We start from the raw sequence: 16,349 nt of genomic DNA on the forward strand, positions 1-16,349 counted from the left end.
GCCGTTGCCGTACGGCGGCGACTGGACCCCGTCAGGACGTCGCGGGTGACGGGGCCGTTGCGCAGCGCGGCGACCGGGGAGCCGATGGTGTTGCGGGTGAGCACTCCCCAGTTCTCCGAGCGTGCCACCCGGTTGTCGTCCGCTGACGCGGACACCGCTCCCGGGACGGTCGTGACGGCGATCGCGGCCATGGCCGCGAGTGCGAGTGCCTTGCCGCGGCCTGCACCGAAGTGCAGCTTCACATGCGTTCCTTCCAGGTGCCGAAGGACCGGACCAGGCCGCCGCGCCGGTCGGCGTGACGCACACCGCCGCGAGCAGGCGGCGGTGGAGCGGTGGCCCCTCGCTCCTCACCAGATCTCGGACAGGGCCTGGTCTGGACCAGGCCCGGGCTTCACTTGATCACCGTGGCACACGATGATCGAGGTCGCGCTCCGAGCAGGCCGTCAGGAGCCGTGCGTCAGCGGTCGGTCGGCTGCCTCCGGGCGCCGTCGCGCGCGTCGCCGCTCTGGCCGGGCACCCGGGTGCCGGGCTCGGGCCGGCACATGTCGCGCCAGTCGATGCGCAGGACGGCCAGGTCGTCCGTGTGGCGGTCGGCGTTGCGGGCGCGCGCCTCGGCGATGAGGTGATCGAGCTGTTCGCCGGTGCCGTAGGAGCTCGTCCTGCCGAGGATCTCCAGTACGCCCTCGACGCCGAGTCGGGAGTCGTCACCGCCCGCGTAGCCCTCGATCAGTCCGTCGGTGTACACGATCAGGCTCCCGTCCGGCGGCAGCGGCACTGTGGTGGCGGGCCATTCGCCGAGGCCGGGGATGATGCCCAGGGCGATGCCGTGCTTGGACTGGAGGACCTCTGGGCCGCGGGAGGTCACGATCAGCGGCTCGTGGTGGCCGACGAGATGGAGGGTGAGCAGGCCGCGGGCCGGGTCCAGGGTGATGAGGGTGCAGGTGGTGAACAGGTCGCTGCCGGTGCGTTCGGCGATGTGCATCCGCTCCAGCAGGTCCAGCAGGTGCGCTCCGCGGTGGCCGCCGAGGGTCAGCGCGCGCCACGCGATGCGCAGACAGACGCCGAGCGCCGCGGCGTCCGGGCCGTGGCCGCTGACGTCCCCGACGACCGCGTGGACCTGACCGTCCTCGGTCTGGACGACGTCGAGGAAGTCACCGCCCAGCAGGGCCTGTTCGCGGCCGGGGAAGTAGCGGCTGGTGGCCGTCACCGACGGCGAGGCGAGGATCGGCTCGGGCAACAGGCCCCGCTCCAGCCGGGCGTTCTCCTGCGCCCGGAGCCGGCCGACCTGGAGGGCGGCGCTGGCCCGCTCGGACTGCTTGCGCTGCACCGCGTACCGTACGGCCCGCTGGAGCAGTTCGTGGTCGACCTTGCCCTTGACGAGGTAGTCCTGCGCGCCCGCGGCCAGCGCGTCGACCCCCGCGCCTGACTCGGCGAGCCCGGTGAGCACGATCACCGCGGCCTGGGGATCCTCCCGCCTGATCGCCTCGACGCTCTCCAGCCCGGAGATGTCGGGCAGATGCAGGTCGAGCAGTACGCAGTCGAAGCGACGTCCGGCCAGTTCGTGGCGTGCCTCGGCCATCGTCCTGCCGCGCACGAGGGAGTGCGGCAGATCGGTGTCGTACAGCAGCTCCTCGACCAGCAGGGCGTCACCCTCGTCGTCCTCGACGAGGAGGATGTCGTAGGCCGTCTCGTCCCGTGGGGCCGGTGGTGTCATGACTGCGACTCTCTCGCGGGCGACTCGGGTGACTCAGGTGACTCAGGTGACTGGGCGGTGCCGGCACAGGGCAGGGTGAACACGACCCGGGTGCCGGGGGTGTGGTCGGGGTCGATCCCGATCGAACCGTCGTGGAACTCCACGACCTTCTTGCACATGGCCAGGCCGATGCCGGTGCCCGGATAGGCCTCCCGGGTGTGCAGCCGCTGGAAGATGACGAAGACCTTGTCCCGGAACTCCGGGGCGATGCCTATGCCGTTGTCGCCGACACCGAACTCCCAGAGGTCGCCTTCGCGTCGCGCGCTCACCCGGATCACGGGCCGCCGGTCGGGGTCGCGGAACTTCAGGGAGTTCGACAGGAGGTTCTGCCACAGCATGCCCAACTGGGTCGCGTCGCCGACCACCTCGGGCAGCGGGTCGAACGTCACCTCGGCGCCGGTCTCCTCGATCGGGATGCTCAAGGTGTCCAGGGTGCGCCGCAGGACCTCCTCCAGGTCCACCGTGGCGTGGTCGTTGTGCACGCGTCCCACCCGGGAGAAGGCGAGGAGGTCGTTGATGAGGACCTGCATCCGGTTGGCGCCGTCGACGGCGAACGCGATGTACTGGTCCGCCCGCTCGTCGAGTTGACCGCCGTAGCGTCGTTGCAGGAGCTGGGTGAAGCTGGACACCTTCCGCAGCGGCTCCTGGAGATCGTGCGAGGCGACGTACGCGAACTGCTCCAGTTCGGTGTTGGACCGCTTCAGTTCGGCCGTCTGCTCGTCGAGCAGCCGGCGCGCCTCCTCGCTGAAGGCGAGTTCGTCCACGAGCCGGGTCCGCATCCCGTCGACGTCGACGGCGAGTTGCCTGATGTCGGCGGGGCCGGTGACCGCGATGCGCCGGTCGAAGCGGCCGCGTGCCACGTCCCTGGCTCCGGCGCCCACCTGCTCCAGCGGGCGGGTGATGCCCCGGCGCAGCGCCTCGAAGACGAGCGCCGCCACCACGGCGACGACGAGGGCGTCCACGGCGAGCGTCCAGTTGCGCAGGAGCGTGGCACGGCCCAGCGCGGCGGCCGCGCTCTGGCGTTCCTGCTGGAGCCGGTCCTGCTGGTGTTTCAGTGCCTTGCGCACCGCGTCGAACTCGGTCTTGCCCTCTTCCGCCCGCTGCGCCGAGAGGGCCAGGGCCGTCGACGCCGACGCGCCGGAGACGGGGCGGGCGATCCGGTCCTGCCAGGTGCCCGCGGCCTTCCGCACGGCCGCGAGATCGGCCCGGTCCTCGCCGCCGCGCAGCAGATCCTCCAGCCGCCCCACGGCCTCCCGCTCCGCCGCCACGCCCTCGGTGTACGGGGCGAGGAACTCCGTGCGGCCGGTCAGTCCGTAACCCCGTACCCCGGTCTCCTGGTTGAGCAGCGCCGACTCCAGGCGCACCGAGTTCACCAGGGCGGGGCTGCGGCGGTTGACCAGCTCGTCGGAGATCCTCGACGACCGGAGCATCGCCCACGCCCCCACCGATCCGAGGACCGCCAGCACGAGCAGGGTCACGGCCACGCCGCGGCGCAACCAGTGCCGGGTGGTCCAGCCGGCCATCGGCCCGTCGGCGGAGGCGGCGTTCTGCACGAGGTGACACTCCTTCAGGATCCGACCGATTTCCGAACATCCAGCCGAACCGTGTGTACGGCAGGCACACCTTAGCCTGGCCGGACAACAGTTGTTGTCGACTCCTCGCACCGACAACTAGGCTGACCGTATGCCTGCCCCCGGATTCGTCCCTCACGTGTCCGAATCTGAATTCGCCGCCCAGGTCAGGAGGGCCGTCGACGAGGTCGCCCGCCGGGCGGCGGGACAGCTGTGCGCGGCGGGCCGCGCCGGGGACCCCGTACCCTCCGACCGCGTCCGCGCCCTCGCGCACCTGTATGTTCTGGTGACCATGGAGGAGGCGGTGCAGCATCTCGAACGCGGCGCGGCCCGAGCGGCCGCCGACGCGGGCGCCGGTTACCCGGAGATCGGCCATGTCTCGAGAATGAGCCGACAGGGTGCCAGGCGCCGGTGGCCCGGACTGGTCACCGACCCGGCCTCCTCCCTTACCCACCAGCCGACCAGGAGCTCGTAACATGGCAGCCTCTGCCTCCACCCGTCCCTATGACGTACTGCTGGTCGAAGACGACGTGGCCGACGCGATGCTCATCCAGGACGCCCTGGCCGAGCGGGGCACGCGCAACCTCACCCAGGTCTCCGACGGCGTGCAGGCGCTGGAGTACCTCCGTGACCCGGCCCGTACGCGTCCCGACCTCATCGTCCTGGACCTGAACATGCCGCGCATGAACGGCCGCGAGTTCCTCGCGATCGTCAAGGCGGACGCGGATCTGCGCACCATTCCCGTGGTCGTGCTCACCACGTCGGCGGCGCCCGACGACGTCTCGGGGGCGTACGAGCACCACGCGAACGCCTATGTGACCAAGCCGGTCAACCTCGACGAGTTCGAGGAGGCGGTGCGCAGCATCGACGCGTTCTACCTCGACGTCGCCGTCAAACCGCGGCCTTAGCCAGGGTTGCGGCCGGGGGCTCGGTCCGCGGATCGTCCGTGACAGGCGGCCGGTCGCCGGTCGCCGGTCGCCGGTCGCCGGTCGCCGGTCGCCGGTCGCCGGTCGCCGGTCGCGTGAGATGTTCAGCGGACCAGCCGATGACGTGCCGATGACGCCATTGGCGTGACATCCGGTGCGCGGCGCAACCGGACCGGTCGCGTGACACCTCCTGTCCTGCGAGAAGGGACCGCACAAGGAGGAGACACGTGACCACCACCGCTTTCGAGCCCGGTTCGCCCCGTACCTACGTCGACCCCTACGCCGTCGACTCGGCGGGGCCCGCGACCTGGGCGAGCACTTGGCGGCGGAAGGGGGAGGACGACTACTACCTGCCGGCACCGGACCCGGCTCAGCGCCTGGACTTCACGATCGACCCGCGCGACCGGCGGCGGCTGGAGCTCCAGGCGACCCTGACCATGGCGGGCATCCCGCCCCGGCCCGAGGACCGGGAGGCCATCGACCAGCTCAGCGCACTGCCCGGCAGCGTCAACGCCACCCTCCAGCGCTGGCTGAACCACACCGGCTGACCGCCACCGGGCGGTCCGGGTACGCGACCGGGTCCCGTCCGGTACGTGGTCGGGGTCAGCGCCCCCGCCAGACCGGGGAGCGCTTCTCCGCGAACGCGGTGGCGCCCTCACGGGCGTCCTCGGACGCGAAGACCGGCGCGATGACGCGCTCCTGCTCCTCCCAGCCCTCGGCAAGCGTCCAGTCCGCGCTGGAGCGGGCGATCCGCTTCGTGGCGGCGACCGCCAGCGGTCCGGCCGCCGCCACCCGCGCGGCCAGTTCCAGCGCGCCCTCCAGCGCCTTGCCCTCCGGTACCAGACGGTTGACCAGGCCGACCTCCGCGCCTCGCCGCGCGCTGATCGGATCGCCGGTGAGCAGCATCTCCATGGCGATCGCGTACGGGATGCGGCGCGGCAGCAGCAGTGCGCCGCCGGCGGCCGCCACCAGGGAGCGCGTCACCTCCGGGACGCCGAACCGGGCCGTCTCGGCCGCGACCACCAGGTCGCAGGCGAGCATCAGCTCGAACCCGCCGGCCAGCGCCCAGCCCTCGACGGCGCCGATCAGCGGCTTCTTCGGGGGCGTGACGGTGATTCCGGCCAGTCCCCGGCCCTCGATCGCCGGGCTCTCGCCCCTGAGGAAGGCCTTGAGGTCCATCCCGGCCGAGAAGGTCCCGCCGGCGCCGGTGAGGACGCCGACCCGGAGGTCGTCGGACGCGTCCAGCTCGTCCACGGCGTCCGCGACGGCGCGGGCGACGGCCAGGTTCAGGGCGTTCCTCGCCTGCGGCCGGTTGATGGTGATGATCTGCACGCCGTCGCTGCGTTCGACCAGGACTTCGTCCGACATGTCGTTCTCCTTGTGGTGCGGTCGTACCGGCTCCGACGGCCGGTCGACGTGGTGTTCAGCCGGTCGGCGGCGCGGTGCGCAGGATGCCGGTCAGGAAGGTGTCGCAGAAGAGGTCCGCGATCTCGCGCGGCGGGAGTCCGGCGTCCTTCTTCAGCCACACGTACGAGTAGTTGAACATTCCGAGGATGCCCTTCAGCGCCACCGACTCGGGCAGCGGCTTGAAGTCCCCCGCGTCGATGCCCGCGTTGAGCGTGCGCTGCCACACCTGCTCGTACTGCTTGCGCAGATCGAGCACGGACTCCATGAGCGGGCCCGTGAGCGCGGTGAAGTCCCGGTAGTGCACGGTCCATTCGAGAACGTGGTCGGCGATGTTCTCCATCAGCGTCCGGGCCAGTTCCCTGAAGCGTTCCTCGGGATCCTCCACGCGCTTCTCGATGTCGAGCGCGATCTCGACCATCACGCGCAACTGGGAGGCGCTGATCTCGAAGAGGAGGGCTTCCTTGTTCCCGATGTGGTGGTAGAGCGCACCTCGCTGGAGCCCGACCGCGGCCTCGAGTTGGGCCATCCCGGTGCCGTGGTAGCCGTGCTCGGCGAACAGCTCCGCCGCGGCACGCAGAATCCGAGCTTTCTGAGGTGACTTGGGGGCCATTGACCTGCCGTTCTCGAGAAGGAAGCCGGGGGAGGTAGAGACTACCGAGGGTCGTCGCACGCGCCCTCGCACATGCCCTGGCACATGCCTTCGCGCGCGTCGGTGCCCTCGCGCCGTCAGCTCTCCTCCGGTGCGTCGGGCCGGCCGAGATACCCGGGGTTGGCCACGAGCAGCTTGTCCCGCACCGTGCCCACCACGGCTTCCACGACACCGGGCGTCCCGGGTGCCACGGCGCCGGAGCGCAGGGCCGCGGCGAAGTCCTGCTCCGTCGCGAAGCCGAGGCCCGCCAGGCGTTCGCGGTGCCGCCGCGCCACCTCGGCGGAGAGCAGGATCTCCCGGCGGGCGATGCGCAGCGCGGCGGCCGCGACCCTGGCGAGGTAGCGGGCGCCGCCCTGCGCACCGAGCTCACCGCGGGCGAGGGTGCGCTCGACCACGGCGAGCAGATGGTCGGCGTCCGGTGCGTCGTGGGGCGCGACGCCGCTGCCGACCGTCTCGGACTCCGCCGCGTCCACGGCGGTCAGTACGTCCTCGGTCTGCTCCGGGTGGGTCAGCCCGAGCGCGAGCAGCAGGTCGAACTCCGCTTCGCACACCCGGCGGCCGATCACCGCGTGTTCGAGCGAGTCCTGCTCGCCCTCCAGGTGCACGGCGGCCTGCTGACGACAGATCAGGACCCAGCGCAGTGTGCTGTAGACCTCCCACCAGTGCAGTTGGGCGTCGGTCGGGCGCCGGCCCGCCACCGCCTCGTAGCCGTCGAGTAGCTGGGCGCGGGTGCCGAACCCGCCGACCGGCAGCGCCGAGCCGAATCGCCAGGCCTTCACGCACAGCCAGCCGAGGTCCTCGACCGGGTCGCCGCGATGGACGAGTTCCCAGTCCAGGACGGCCCGGATCCCGTCGGGGCCGACGATGGCGTTGCCGTTGCGCAGGTCTCCGTGCACGACGGTGTCGGCGACGGCGGGGACGGGGTGCTCCTCCAGCCAGCGGATGCCGAGTTCGACCGACGGCCGGGGTGTGTCCCAGCGTTCGGCCAGGGCGCGCAGCGCGGCGATCGGCTCCTGCCGGGGGAGCCCGCCGAGGGTGTCCGGGGACATGGTGTGGATGCGCGCGGCGACGGCGCCGAACTGCGCGGCGAGTGTCTCGCGGGCCGTGGCGTACGCGTCGTCGCGCAGCAGGCGGCGGGGGATCACCTCGCCCGCCACATGGCTCATCACGATGTAGGGGTTGCCGCCGAGCGACGCCCCGCTGTCCACCAGTTCCGGGACCGGCACGCCGGCCGCGGCGGCGGCCGCCATGACCCTGGCCTCCAGGTCCATCGTCGCGGCGCCGGCCGGGCCCGACAGATCGCGCCTGAGGACCAGATCCCGGGAGCCGCCCGCGGTCTCGGCGGTGAAGCGCATGGTCTGCCGACTGGCGCCGCCGGGCAGGGTGCTGGGGACGGTGGCCATCACCGGCGCGCCCCACACGGCGCTCAGGCGCGCCTCGATCTCCTTCTGGTCGGTCACCGGGGCCTGGTCGGTCACCGGGGCCCGGTCCGTCATCGAGTCCCGGTCAGTCATCGAGACCGTCCTCCAGCCAGGGAGCGCGGGAGGGGTCGGCCAGCAGCCGTCGGGCGACGACCATCCGGTGGACCTCGTCCGGGCCGTCGTAGATGCGGGCGAAGCGCGCCTCCCGGTACATGCCCTCCAAGGGGGTGTCGTCGGTGACGCCGAGGGCGCCGTGGACCTGGATCGCCCGGTCGATGACGTTGTGCAGCATCTGTGCCGCCCAGAACTTGACCATGCTGATCTGGATGCGGGCCTGTCCGTCCCGGTCGAACTGCTTCGCCGCGTCCAGGACCATCAGCCGTGCCGCGTGGATCTCGGCCGCGGACTCCGCGACGTAGCGCTGGATCTCGCCCTTCTGCGAGAGCAGCGAGCCGTGCGCGTAACGCGTGTCGGCACGGTCGACCATGAGCTCGAAGGCGCGCTGCGCCTGGCCGAGCCAGCGCATGCAGTGGAAGATCCGGCCGGGTCCGAGGCGGGTCTGGCCGACGCCGAATCCGCCGCCGCGCTCGCCGAGGAGGTTCTCGTACGGGACGCGGACCCCGGTGAGGCGGATCTCGCAGTGGTCCCCGCCGGTCGATCCCATGGTCCTCAGGACGCGGACGACCTCGAAGCCGGGGGTGCCGGCGGGCACCACGATGGCGGACAGGGCCCGGTGGGCCTTGACGTCGTCCGGTTCGGTGCGAGCGTAGACCGTGGTGAACGCGGCGGTGGAGCCGCCGGTGGTGAACCACTTGTGCGCGTCGATGACCCACTCGTCGCCGTCGAGCCGGGCGGTGGCCTGGATGAGCGTCGGGTCCGATCCGGCGACCTCGGGCTCGGTCATGCCGGTGCTCGGGGTGATGTCCCCCGCCACCAGCGGATCCAGCCAGCGCCTCTTCTGCTCCTCGCTGCCGAAGCGGTGCAGCATGATCGCGTCCTGCATGGACAGGGTGCCCGCGGCGAGCTGTCCGTACTTGGAACGGCCGATGATCTCGTTGACGAGCGCGAACTCGTAGAACGGGAGGCCGCCGCCGCCGATCTCGGCGGGGTGGCCCAGCGCCCACAGTCCCTGCTTCTTGGCGCTCGCCTGGAGGCGCCTGAGCGCGTCGGCGGCGGTGTCGCCGCCCGCGTCCAGGGCCCGTTCGGCGGGGATGACCTCACCGTCGACGAACTCCCGCATGGCGGCGCGGAGTTGTGATCCTGACATACTCATGGGCTTCATTCCTGACAGCGGCGGACGGGCGGGAGGGAGCGTGTCCTACTTGGGGGGCAGGCGGACTCCCCCGTCGATCCGGATCACTTCGCCGTTGATGTAGCTGTTGGACAGCAGCTCCCAGGCGAGGCTCGCGAACTCCTCGGCCTGCCCGAGCCGGCGCGGGAAGACGACGTCCTTGGCGAGCTTGGCCTTGAACTCGGCCGGGTTCGGGACCGTGTCGTAGATCGGGGTCTCGATCAGTCCGGGCGCGATGGTGTTCACCCGGACTCCGACGACGCCGAGGTCACGGGCCAGCGGCAGGGTGAGACCGACGACACCGCCCTTGGAGGCGCTGTAGGCGACCTGGCCGATCTGGCCGTCGAACGCGGCGACCGAGGTGGTGTTGACGATCGAGCCGCGCGCGCCGTCGGCGTCGGGCTCGTTGTGGGACATCGCGGTCGCGGCGAGGCGGACGACGTTGAAGGTGCCGATCAGGTTGACCTCGACGACCTTGCGGAACGCGTCGAGGTCGTGGGCCGAGCCGTACGTGCCGTCCCTGCCGACGGTACGGGCGAGGCTGGGGATGCCCGCGCAGTTGACGACGACGCGCAGCGGGGCGTCGGCCACGGCGGCGTCGACGGCGGCGACGACCTGCTCGGGGTCGGTGACGTTCGCGGCCATGAACCGGCCGCCGATCTCCTTGGCGACGCGGTTGCCGCCCACCTCGTCGAGGTCGAGGACGGTCACCTTGAGGCCCTTGGCCGCGAGGAGGCGGCTGGTGGCCTCTCCCAGGCCGGAGCCGCCGCCGGTGACGATCGCCGAGCTGCCTGCCAGTTCCATCGTTGTCTCCTTGGTCCGTTTGAGGTGCGTGGTGCGGGTTGGCCGGTTCCGGGCCGGTGTCCGGTCAGCTCTTGCGTACGAAGGCGGCGATCGCCGCCTGTGCCTCGGGGGAGGCGATCACCGCGACCTGGTTGGCGATCTCGGCTTCGAGCGCCTCGGCGAGCGTGGTGCGCCAGGCGTCGTTCAGCAGTGACTTGGTGCCGGCCAGGGCGGTGGGCGACAGTCGGCGCAGCCGGTCGGTGAGGGCGTCCACCTCGGCGGCCAGGTCCTCCGTCGGCACGACAGAGGTGATCATTCCCCAGTCCAGCGCGGTGGCGGCGTCCAACGAGTCGCCGAGGAAGGCCAGTTGGCGTGCCCTGCGCTCCCCCACCAGTCGGGGCAGCAGCCAGCTGCCGCCGCTGTCCAGCGACAGTCCGCGCCGGATGAACAGCTGGAGGAAGCGGGACCGGTCGCCGGCGATCACGAAGTCGCAGGCCAGCGCGAGGTTGACACCCGCTCCCGCGGCGATCCCGTCGACCATCGCGATCGTCGGGAACGGCGCCTCGTGCAGGGCGAGGACACAGCGGTTGGAGACCCTGATCCGGTCGGGCAGGGCGTCGAGGTCGTCGAGCAGGCCTTCGACGTCCGACCCGCCGCAGAACGCCCCGTCGGCTCCGGTGACCACCACCGCGCGGATGGCGGGGTCGGCCGACAGCTCGGTGAGCAGCGCCTCCAGCGCGCTCCACATCGTGTCGGTCATGGCGTTGAGCTTGCCGGGCCGGTTCAGGGTGATCGTGGCGACGCCGTCCCGGGTCACGCAGTCGACGCTCATCGGCGGGCCCGCTTCCCGGGTGCGTCGATGGACCGGCCGATGATCTCCTTCATGATCTCGTTGGTCCCGGCGTAGATGGTCTGCACCCGTGCGTCCAGGAACGCCCTGGCGACCGGGTACTCCTCCATGAAGCCGTAGCCACCGTGCAGTTGCAGACAGCGGTTGACCACGTCCTGCTGGAGTTCGGTGGTCCACCACTTGGCCTTGGCGGCGTCCTCGGCGTCGACGTCCCCGCTCAGGTGCCGGCGGACCAGGTGGTCCACGTACACCTGGGCGACCTCGGTCGCGGTGAGCATCTCGGCCAGCTCGAACTTGGTGTTCTGGAAGGAGGACAGGCGCTGTCCGAAGGCCTCGCGCTCCCGGCAGTAGTCGATGGTCCGGTCGAGGACGGCACGGGCGCCGGTGATCGCCGACACCGACAGGGCCAGGCGTTCCTGGGCCAGGTTCGCCATCAGGGTGGCGAAGCCCGTCCCCGGCTCGCCGAGCAGGTTGCCGGCCGGCACCCGGGCGTCGTCGAAGAACAGCTCCGCGGTGTCCTGGCTCTTCAGCCCGATCTTGCGCAGATGGCGGCCGCGACCGAAGCCCTCGGTGCCGTCCTCCACCACGATCAGGCTGATGCCGCGGTGGCGCTCGGCGGGGTCGGTCTTGACGGCCACCACGACCAGGTCGGCGTTGAGGCCGTTGGTGACGAACGTCTTCGCCCCGTTCAGGACGTAGTGGTCGCCGTCGCGGACCGCGGTGGTGCGGATGGCCGCCAGGTCGGAGCCGGTGCCCGGTTCCGTCATGGAGATCGCGCCCATGGTCTCGCCGGTGACGAGGCCGGGCAGCCAGCGGGCCCGCTGTTCCCCGGTGGTCGCGCCGAGCAGATAGGGCAGCACGATGTCGTTGTGGAGGGTGATGCACATGCCCGAGCCGATCACGTTGGCCTGTTGCAGCTCCTCCGAGATGATCACGTTGAAGCGGAAGTCGTCCGCTCCGAGGCCGCCGTACTGCTCCGGTACGGCCATGCCCAGGAAGCCCTGGGCGCCGGCGGCCAGGAACATGGACTTGTCGACACGGCCGGCCGCCTCCCACTTCTCGTGGTGCGGAACGATCTCGGTGCGCACGAAGGTCCGGAAGCTCTGCCGGAAGTCCTCGTGGGTGTCGTCGAACAGGTCACGCCGAACGGCCATCGCGGGCCTCCCCTCTGGTCACGTCTGTGATCATCTGGTTACGTCTGTGGTCATCGCGCGGTCCAGCCGCCGTCGACGGCGATGGTCTGCCCGGTGATGTAGGTGCCGCCCGGGCCGGCGAGGAGCAGAAGCGCCCCGTCGAGTTCCCCGGGCCGTCCCGGGCGGCCCATGGGGGTGTTGCGCGCGATCCACCGGCTCGCGGACTCGTCGGCGAGCATCTCGGCGGTCAGCTCACTGGGGAAGAAGCCCGGGGCGATCGCGTTGACGCGCACGCCGTGGCGGGCCCATTCGGCGGCCAGGTGCCGGGTGAGGCTGATCACCGCGCCCTTGGCCGCGCCGTAGGCGGACTGGGTGACGGGTGCCGAGGCCACCATGCCGAGGATGGAGGCGATGTTCACGATCGCCCCGCCCTCGCGCTCCGCCATGCTCTGCGCGGCGAGCACGCTGAGCCGGAACAGCGCGGTCACGTCGATGTCGAGAGTTCTGCTGAAGGAGTCGACGGGCTGCTCGAAGGCGGGCAGCGGGTCGGCCCATCCGGCGTTGTTGACCAGGATGTCCACCCCGCCGAGGTCCGCGGCGCGGGCGACGAGCCCCGCGCGGTCCGTCTCGTCGGTGACGTCGCAGCGGTGCGGCACGATCCGCTCGTGCCCGGCGGCCAGCTCCTCCAGGAGGTCGGTGCGGCGGGCGGCCGCGACGACGGTCGCGCCGGCGCCGGCCAGCGTGAGCGCGAACCGCCGCCCGAGTCCGGACGAGGCGCCGGTCACCACCGCGACCTTGCCGCCGAGGTCGATGACGTGGGCCACCGGGCTCACGGCAGCCGCTCGATGACGGTGGCGTTGGCCATGCCGCCGCCCTCGCACATCGTCTGGAGGCCGAACCGGCCGCCGGTGCGCTCCAGTTCGTGGAGCAGGGTGACCATCAGCTTGGCGCCGGAGGCGCCCAGCGGGTGGCCGAGGGAGATGCCGCCGCCGTTGACGTTGACCTTGGCCGGGTCGGCGCCGAGCTCTCGCTGCCAGGCCAGGACGACCGAGGCGAACGCCTCGTTGACCTCGAAGAGGTCGATGTCCTCCATGCTCATGCCTGCCCGGTCCAGGACCCGGCGGGTGGCCGGGATCGGTCCGGTGAGCATCTCCACCGGGTCCGAGCCGACGACCGCCATGTGGCGGATCACCGCGCGGGGACGCAGCCCGAGCTCCCGCGCCTTGTCCGCGCTCATGATCAGCAGGGCGGCGGCGCCGTCGACGATCTGCGAGGAGTTGCCCGCGGTCACCCGGCCCTCCGGGACGAACGACGGCTTCAGACCGGCCAATGCCTCGGGCGAGGTGGCCCGGATGCACTCGTCGGCGTCCAGGGTGCCGCCGGGCTCGCCGACCTCGCCGGTCTCCCGGTCGCGCACCTTGCGCCGCACCGGGACGATCTCGCGGTCGAACCGGCCCTCGTCCCGAGCGGCGGCGGCACGCTGCTGGCTGAGCAGTCCGTAGGCGTCGAGGTCCTCGCGGGTCAACTCCCATCGGTCGGCGACCAGTTCGGAGGAGATGCCCTGCGGACCGAGACCGCTGACCCCGTACGCCTCGCGGTCGGCGTAGCGCCGCTGCGCCGCCTCGCCGTAGACGGCGCCGATGTCTCCCCCGGGGGCGTTGGAGAACATCGGCACCGTGGACATGGCCTCGATGCCGGCCGCGACGACCACGTCGCACACCCCGGACATGACCGCCTGGGCGGCGAAGTGCACGGCCTGCTGGGAGGAGCCGCACTGCCGGTCGATGGTGGTGGCCGGCACGGTCTCGGGCCAGCCCGCCGCCAGGACGGCGGTGCGCCCGACGTTGGTGCTCTGCGGGCCGGCCTGCGTGACGCAGCCCATGAACACGTCGTCCACGAGGGCGGGGTCGATGCCGGTGCGTTCCTGGAGGGCGATCAGGGTCTGGGCGACGAGCTCGGCCGGGTGCCAGCCGGACAGGGAGCCGTGGCGCTTGCCGGAGGCGGTACGGACCGCCTCGACGATTACTGCTTCAGGCATGAGGAACCTTTTCGGGGACGACCGGGACACCCTGGGCGTGCGGTCGGTGGGGTACGGGGCTGATGACGCCGTGCGGTCAGGCGGACGGGGCGAAGCCGCGCTCGGCCATCCAGGCGGTGACGACGCCGATGGCCTCGGCCAGCTGGGGCCGCTGGTCCGGTCCGGCGTAGTAGTGGGTGGCGCCGGCGACCTCGTACAGCGTCTTGTCCGGGTGGCCGACCGCGTCGTAGAGGCGTCGGGTGTGGCTGGGCGTGCAGGCGTCGTCGGCGGTGTTGCCGATCACCAGGGTGGGGATCCGCAGGTCGGCGGCGCACTTGACGCCGTCGCCGTTGGCGTCGTCGTAGCTCCACTGGGAGAGCCAGCCGCGCAGGGTGTTGAAGCGGGCGAGGCCCACGGGGCCGTTGTTGACCACCTTCGGGTCGCCGAGGTAACACCGGCCTGGAACACGGTCGTTGGGGTCGACGGTGGGGTCGAGCCAGCGCGGGTCGGCCATGGTGCCGTGCACGACGAAGCCGCGCTCCTCCAACTCCCGCCCGGAGGCGCGCAGATCGGCGAGCTGCTGCTTGACCCACGCGGTGATCCTGCGGTTGCGGGCGATCTGGGCGGCCCGGTACCTGGTCAGGAACTCCTCGGTGTACGGCGGCTGGTTGGGGTTCTTCGGGTCGTACAGGTCGAGTTCCGGGTCACGCACGTCGGGGTCGGACTCGTCCAGGATCGAGGCGTCCAGCCACTCGGTCATGGTTCCGTGCCGGCTGATGTGTGCGGCGAGCAGCATGATGCCGTCGGCCGGGATCAGGTCCAGGCGGGTCAGGTCCGGGCCGTCGCCGGCCGGGGTGGCGGTGACGGTGGGGTTCTGGGCCTGCTGCTGGTAGTAGAGCGACAGCGAGCCGCCCCCGCTCCAGCCGGCCAGCACGACCTTGGCGTAGCCGAGGCGCTCGCGGGCGTCACGGACGCACGCGCCGAGGTCCTGGACGACCTTCTCCATGATCAGGGCGTTGTCGACGCCCCGGTAGCGGCTGCCGCAGTAGATGACGTGGTGGCCGGCCCTGGCCAGGCCGTTCATCATCGGCAGGTAGGCGCCGCCGCCGATCGGGTGCATGAACACGATGACGGTGTCGGACTCGACGTCCTTCGGCTTCAGGAGGTAGCTCTCCAGGGCGACCGTCGCGCTCGGGCCTCCGTAGGTGTCGCGGTAGGCCGAGGTGTCCTCGAACATCACCAGGTAGGGGATGCGGTCGTACGCGTGCTTCTTGGCTTCCGTGCTCATATCTGGATCTCCGGGTCTGCGGCGCCGGCTTCGGCCGCCGCGGTGAGGACCGCCTCGCTGGGCACCAGCCGTCGGCGGGTGTCGACGGCGATGATCTTCCATTCGACCCGGGTGTCCTTGTCGAAGCGGCGCCGGGAGCGCTCACGGGCCTTCTCGGCGGCCCCGTGGTGGGTGCCCTGGGGGGCGTGCGAGATCAGGCCGGGCGGCAGGTCGATGCCGAAGACGCTGCCGCCGTGGAAGAAGGCGATCTCGTCGAAGTCGACGTTGCGGTGGTACCACGGGAAGCGCTCGGTGCCCGGCGCGCCCTCGGCGGCCCTGGGCAGGAAGTTCATCACGTACACGCCGGTGGCCTGCATGAACAGGTGCACGGTGGGCGGCAGATGCACGCTCTCGGAGGTGATCACGTTGTAGTCGTCGATGTTGAAGGTGAAGGGGAAGTTGTCGCCCCGCCAGCCCTCGGCGTCGCACGGGTCGTGCGGGTAGTAGATCGAGGTGTGCCGACCCGAGTGGTACAGCCGTACCTCGTACTCGTCGCGTCCGTCGTCCTCGACCACGGCGGCCTCGGGGACCACGACGAGCGCGGGGTCGAAGGGGAAGTGCCGGCCGAGCACGCCCGCCGGCGGGGCACGGAACTCGTCGACGGTCTCGACGACCAGGACGCAGCTGCCGCCGTCGTCGGGCACCTGGCGGTACGTGGTCGCCTTGGGGATGTAGACGTAGTCGCCGGGCCGGTAGGCCAGCGAGCCGAACTCGGTGACGAAGGTTCCGGTGCCGTGGTGCACGAAGTGCAGTTCGTCGCCGTCGACGTTGCGGACGTAGAACGGCATCGGCTCGGCGCGCATGCTCAGCGAGATCCGGCAGTCGGCGTTGCTGAACATCAGCAGCGGTGCGCCGCTCGGGTCGTCCTTGTCGGCCGGGGTCAGCGCGCTCGCGGCGATGTCGACGCCGGTCAGCGGTCCCACGCTGCGGTACTGCGTGGGGTCGTGGCGCCGGTAGAGGTGCGCCGTGCGGCCCTCGAACCCGCCACGGCCGAGCTCGTCGTCCTTGAGGCCTTCGAGGTCCGCGTGGATCCTGCGGGGCGTCACGCCTTTCCGCAGATGGGTGAATGACTCCACTGTGCCGCTCCCGTCTTGGTCCGGGGCGCCGGACGGTGTGCCCGTCCCGCGCCCCGGGGCCGAATGCCGTACCGACTGATCGGTACAGTAATCTGGCCGGATATTCCCGTCAATGGTGTGCTGGATCATCGCCGACCGCGTCTCG

General features: G+C 71.4%; 16 protein-coding genes. 3 read left to right on the forward strand and 13 right to left on the reverse strand.

Annotated features, from left to right (window positions below; genetic code table 11):
* Positions 1 to 457: 457 nt before the first annotated feature.
* Positions 458 to 1,714 (reverse strand): PP2C family protein-serine/threonine phosphatase, encoded by a 1,257-nt coding sequence (locus ACZ60B_RS35870; protein ID WP_469394668.1) that lies wholly within the window; start codon positions 1,712 to 1,714, stop codon positions 458 to 460.
* Positions 1,711 to 3,276, reverse strand: coding sequence for a sensor histidine kinase (locus ACZ60B_RS35875; RefSeq protein ID WP_469394728.1), 1,566 nt, complete (start codon positions 3,274 to 3,276; stop codon positions 1,711 to 1,713). The genes ACZ60B_RS35870 and ACZ60B_RS35875 overlap by 4 nt, the downstream gene beginning before the upstream one ends.
* 187 nt (positions 3,277 to 3,463) lie before the next feature.
* On the opposite strand from ACZ60B_RS35875, the gene ACZ60B_RS35880 reads away from it, so the two are divergent.
* The 3 genes from ACZ60B_RS35880 (at position 3,464) to ACZ60B_RS35890 (ending at position 4,798) form a co-directional block, all read left to right on the forward strand.
* The gene (locus ACZ60B_RS35880; RefSeq protein ID WP_469394670.1) at positions 3,464 to 3,799 is read left to right on the forward strand and encodes a hypothetical protein; all 336 of its coding nucleotides are present in this window, start codon (positions 3,464 to 3,466) and stop codon (positions 3,797 to 3,799) included.
* A gap of 1 nt (position 3,800) precedes the next feature.
* Positions 3,801 to 4,232 carry a response regulator gene (locus ACZ60B_RS35885; RefSeq protein WP_450666118.1) on the forward strand — a complete coding sequence of 144 codons (432 nt, stop codon included), beginning with the start codon at positions 3,801 to 3,803 and terminating at the stop codon, positions 4,230 to 4,232.
* 245 nt (positions 4,233 to 4,477) lie between these two features.
* A complete protein-coding gene (locus ACZ60B_RS35890) occupies positions 4,478 to 4,798 on the forward strand; it encodes a hypothetical protein (protein WP_469394672.1) in 321 nt (106 codons plus the stop codon).
* A 55-nt stretch (positions 4,799 to 4,853) separates the two neighbouring features.
* On the opposite strand, the gene ACZ60B_RS35895 is transcribed toward ACZ60B_RS35890, so the two are convergent.
* The 11 genes from ACZ60B_RS35895 to ACZ60B_RS35945 form a co-directional block, all read right to left on the reverse strand.
* Positions 4,854 to 5,618 carry a crotonase/enoyl-CoA hydratase family protein gene (locus ACZ60B_RS35895; protein ID WP_469394674.1) on the reverse strand — a complete coding sequence of 255 codons (765 nt, stop codon included), beginning with the start codon at positions 5,616 to 5,618 and terminating at the stop codon, positions 4,854 to 4,856.
* A gap of 55 nt (positions 5,619 to 5,673) precedes the next feature.
* Complete coding sequence (locus ACZ60B_RS35900; RefSeq protein WP_469394676.1) at positions 5,674 to 6,267, reverse strand: TetR/AcrR family transcriptional regulator; 594 nt, start codon at positions 6,265 to 6,267, stop codon at positions 5,674 to 5,676.
* A 116-nt stretch (positions 6,268 to 6,383) separates the two neighbouring features.
* Positions 6,384 to 7,820 carry a phosphotransferase gene (locus ACZ60B_RS35905; protein ID WP_469394678.1) on the reverse strand — a complete coding sequence of 479 codons (1,437 nt, stop codon included), beginning with the start codon at positions 7,818 to 7,820 and terminating at the stop codon, positions 6,384 to 6,386.
* A complete protein-coding gene (locus tag ACZ60B_RS35910; protein ID WP_469394680.1) occupies positions 7,813 to 9,000 on the reverse strand; it encodes an acyl-CoA dehydrogenase family protein in 1,188 nt (395 codons plus the stop codon). The genes ACZ60B_RS35905 and ACZ60B_RS35910 overlap by 8 nt, the downstream gene beginning before the upstream one ends.
* 45 nt (positions 9,001 to 9,045) lie before the next feature.
* Positions 9,046 to 9,822: an SDR family oxidoreductase gene (locus ACZ60B_RS35915; protein ID WP_469394682.1), complete on the reverse strand. Its 777-nt coding sequence runs from the start codon at positions 9,820 to 9,822 to the stop codon at positions 9,046 to 9,048.
* Positions 9,823 to 9,886: 64 nt separating this feature from the next.
* A complete protein-coding gene (locus ACZ60B_RS35920) occupies positions 9,887 to 10,633 on the reverse strand; it encodes an enoyl-CoA hydratase/isomerase family protein (RefSeq protein WP_469394684.1) in 747 nt (248 codons plus the stop codon).
* A complete protein-coding gene (locus ACZ60B_RS35925; RefSeq protein ID WP_469394686.1) occupies positions 10,630 to 11,805 on the reverse strand; it encodes an acyl-CoA dehydrogenase family protein in 1,176 nt (391 codons plus the stop codon). The genes ACZ60B_RS35920 and ACZ60B_RS35925 overlap by 4 nt, the downstream gene beginning before the upstream one ends.
* 50 nt (positions 11,806 to 11,855) lie before the next feature.
* Positions 11,856 to 12,608 (reverse strand): SDR family NAD(P)-dependent oxidoreductase, encoded by a 753-nt coding sequence (locus tag ACZ60B_RS35930; RefSeq protein WP_469394688.1) that lies wholly within the window; start codon positions 12,606 to 12,608, stop codon positions 11,856 to 11,858.
* A gap of 5 nt (positions 12,609 to 12,613) precedes the next feature.
* On the reverse strand, positions 12,614 to 13,822 hold the full coding sequence (locus tag ACZ60B_RS35935) for a thiolase family protein (RefSeq protein ID WP_469394690.1): 1,209 nt from the start codon (positions 13,820 to 13,822) through the stop codon (positions 12,614 to 12,616).
* Positions 13,823 to 13,898: 76 nt separating this feature from the next.
* A complete protein-coding gene (locus ACZ60B_RS35940; RefSeq protein WP_469394692.1) occupies positions 13,899 to 15,089 on the reverse strand; it encodes an alpha/beta hydrolase family protein in 1,191 nt (396 codons plus the stop codon).
* Positions 15,086 to 16,204, reverse strand: coding sequence for a homogentisate 1,2-dioxygenase (locus tag ACZ60B_RS35945; RefSeq protein ID WP_469394693.1), 1,119 nt, complete (start codon positions 16,202 to 16,204; stop codon positions 15,086 to 15,088). Before ACZ60B_RS35945 ends, ACZ60B_RS35940 begins: the two co-directional genes overlap by 4 nt.
* Between the last annotated feature and the right edge of the window lie 145 nt (positions 16,205 to 16,349).

It is taken from the genome of Streptomyces sp. NPDC104096, assembly GCF_055584385.1.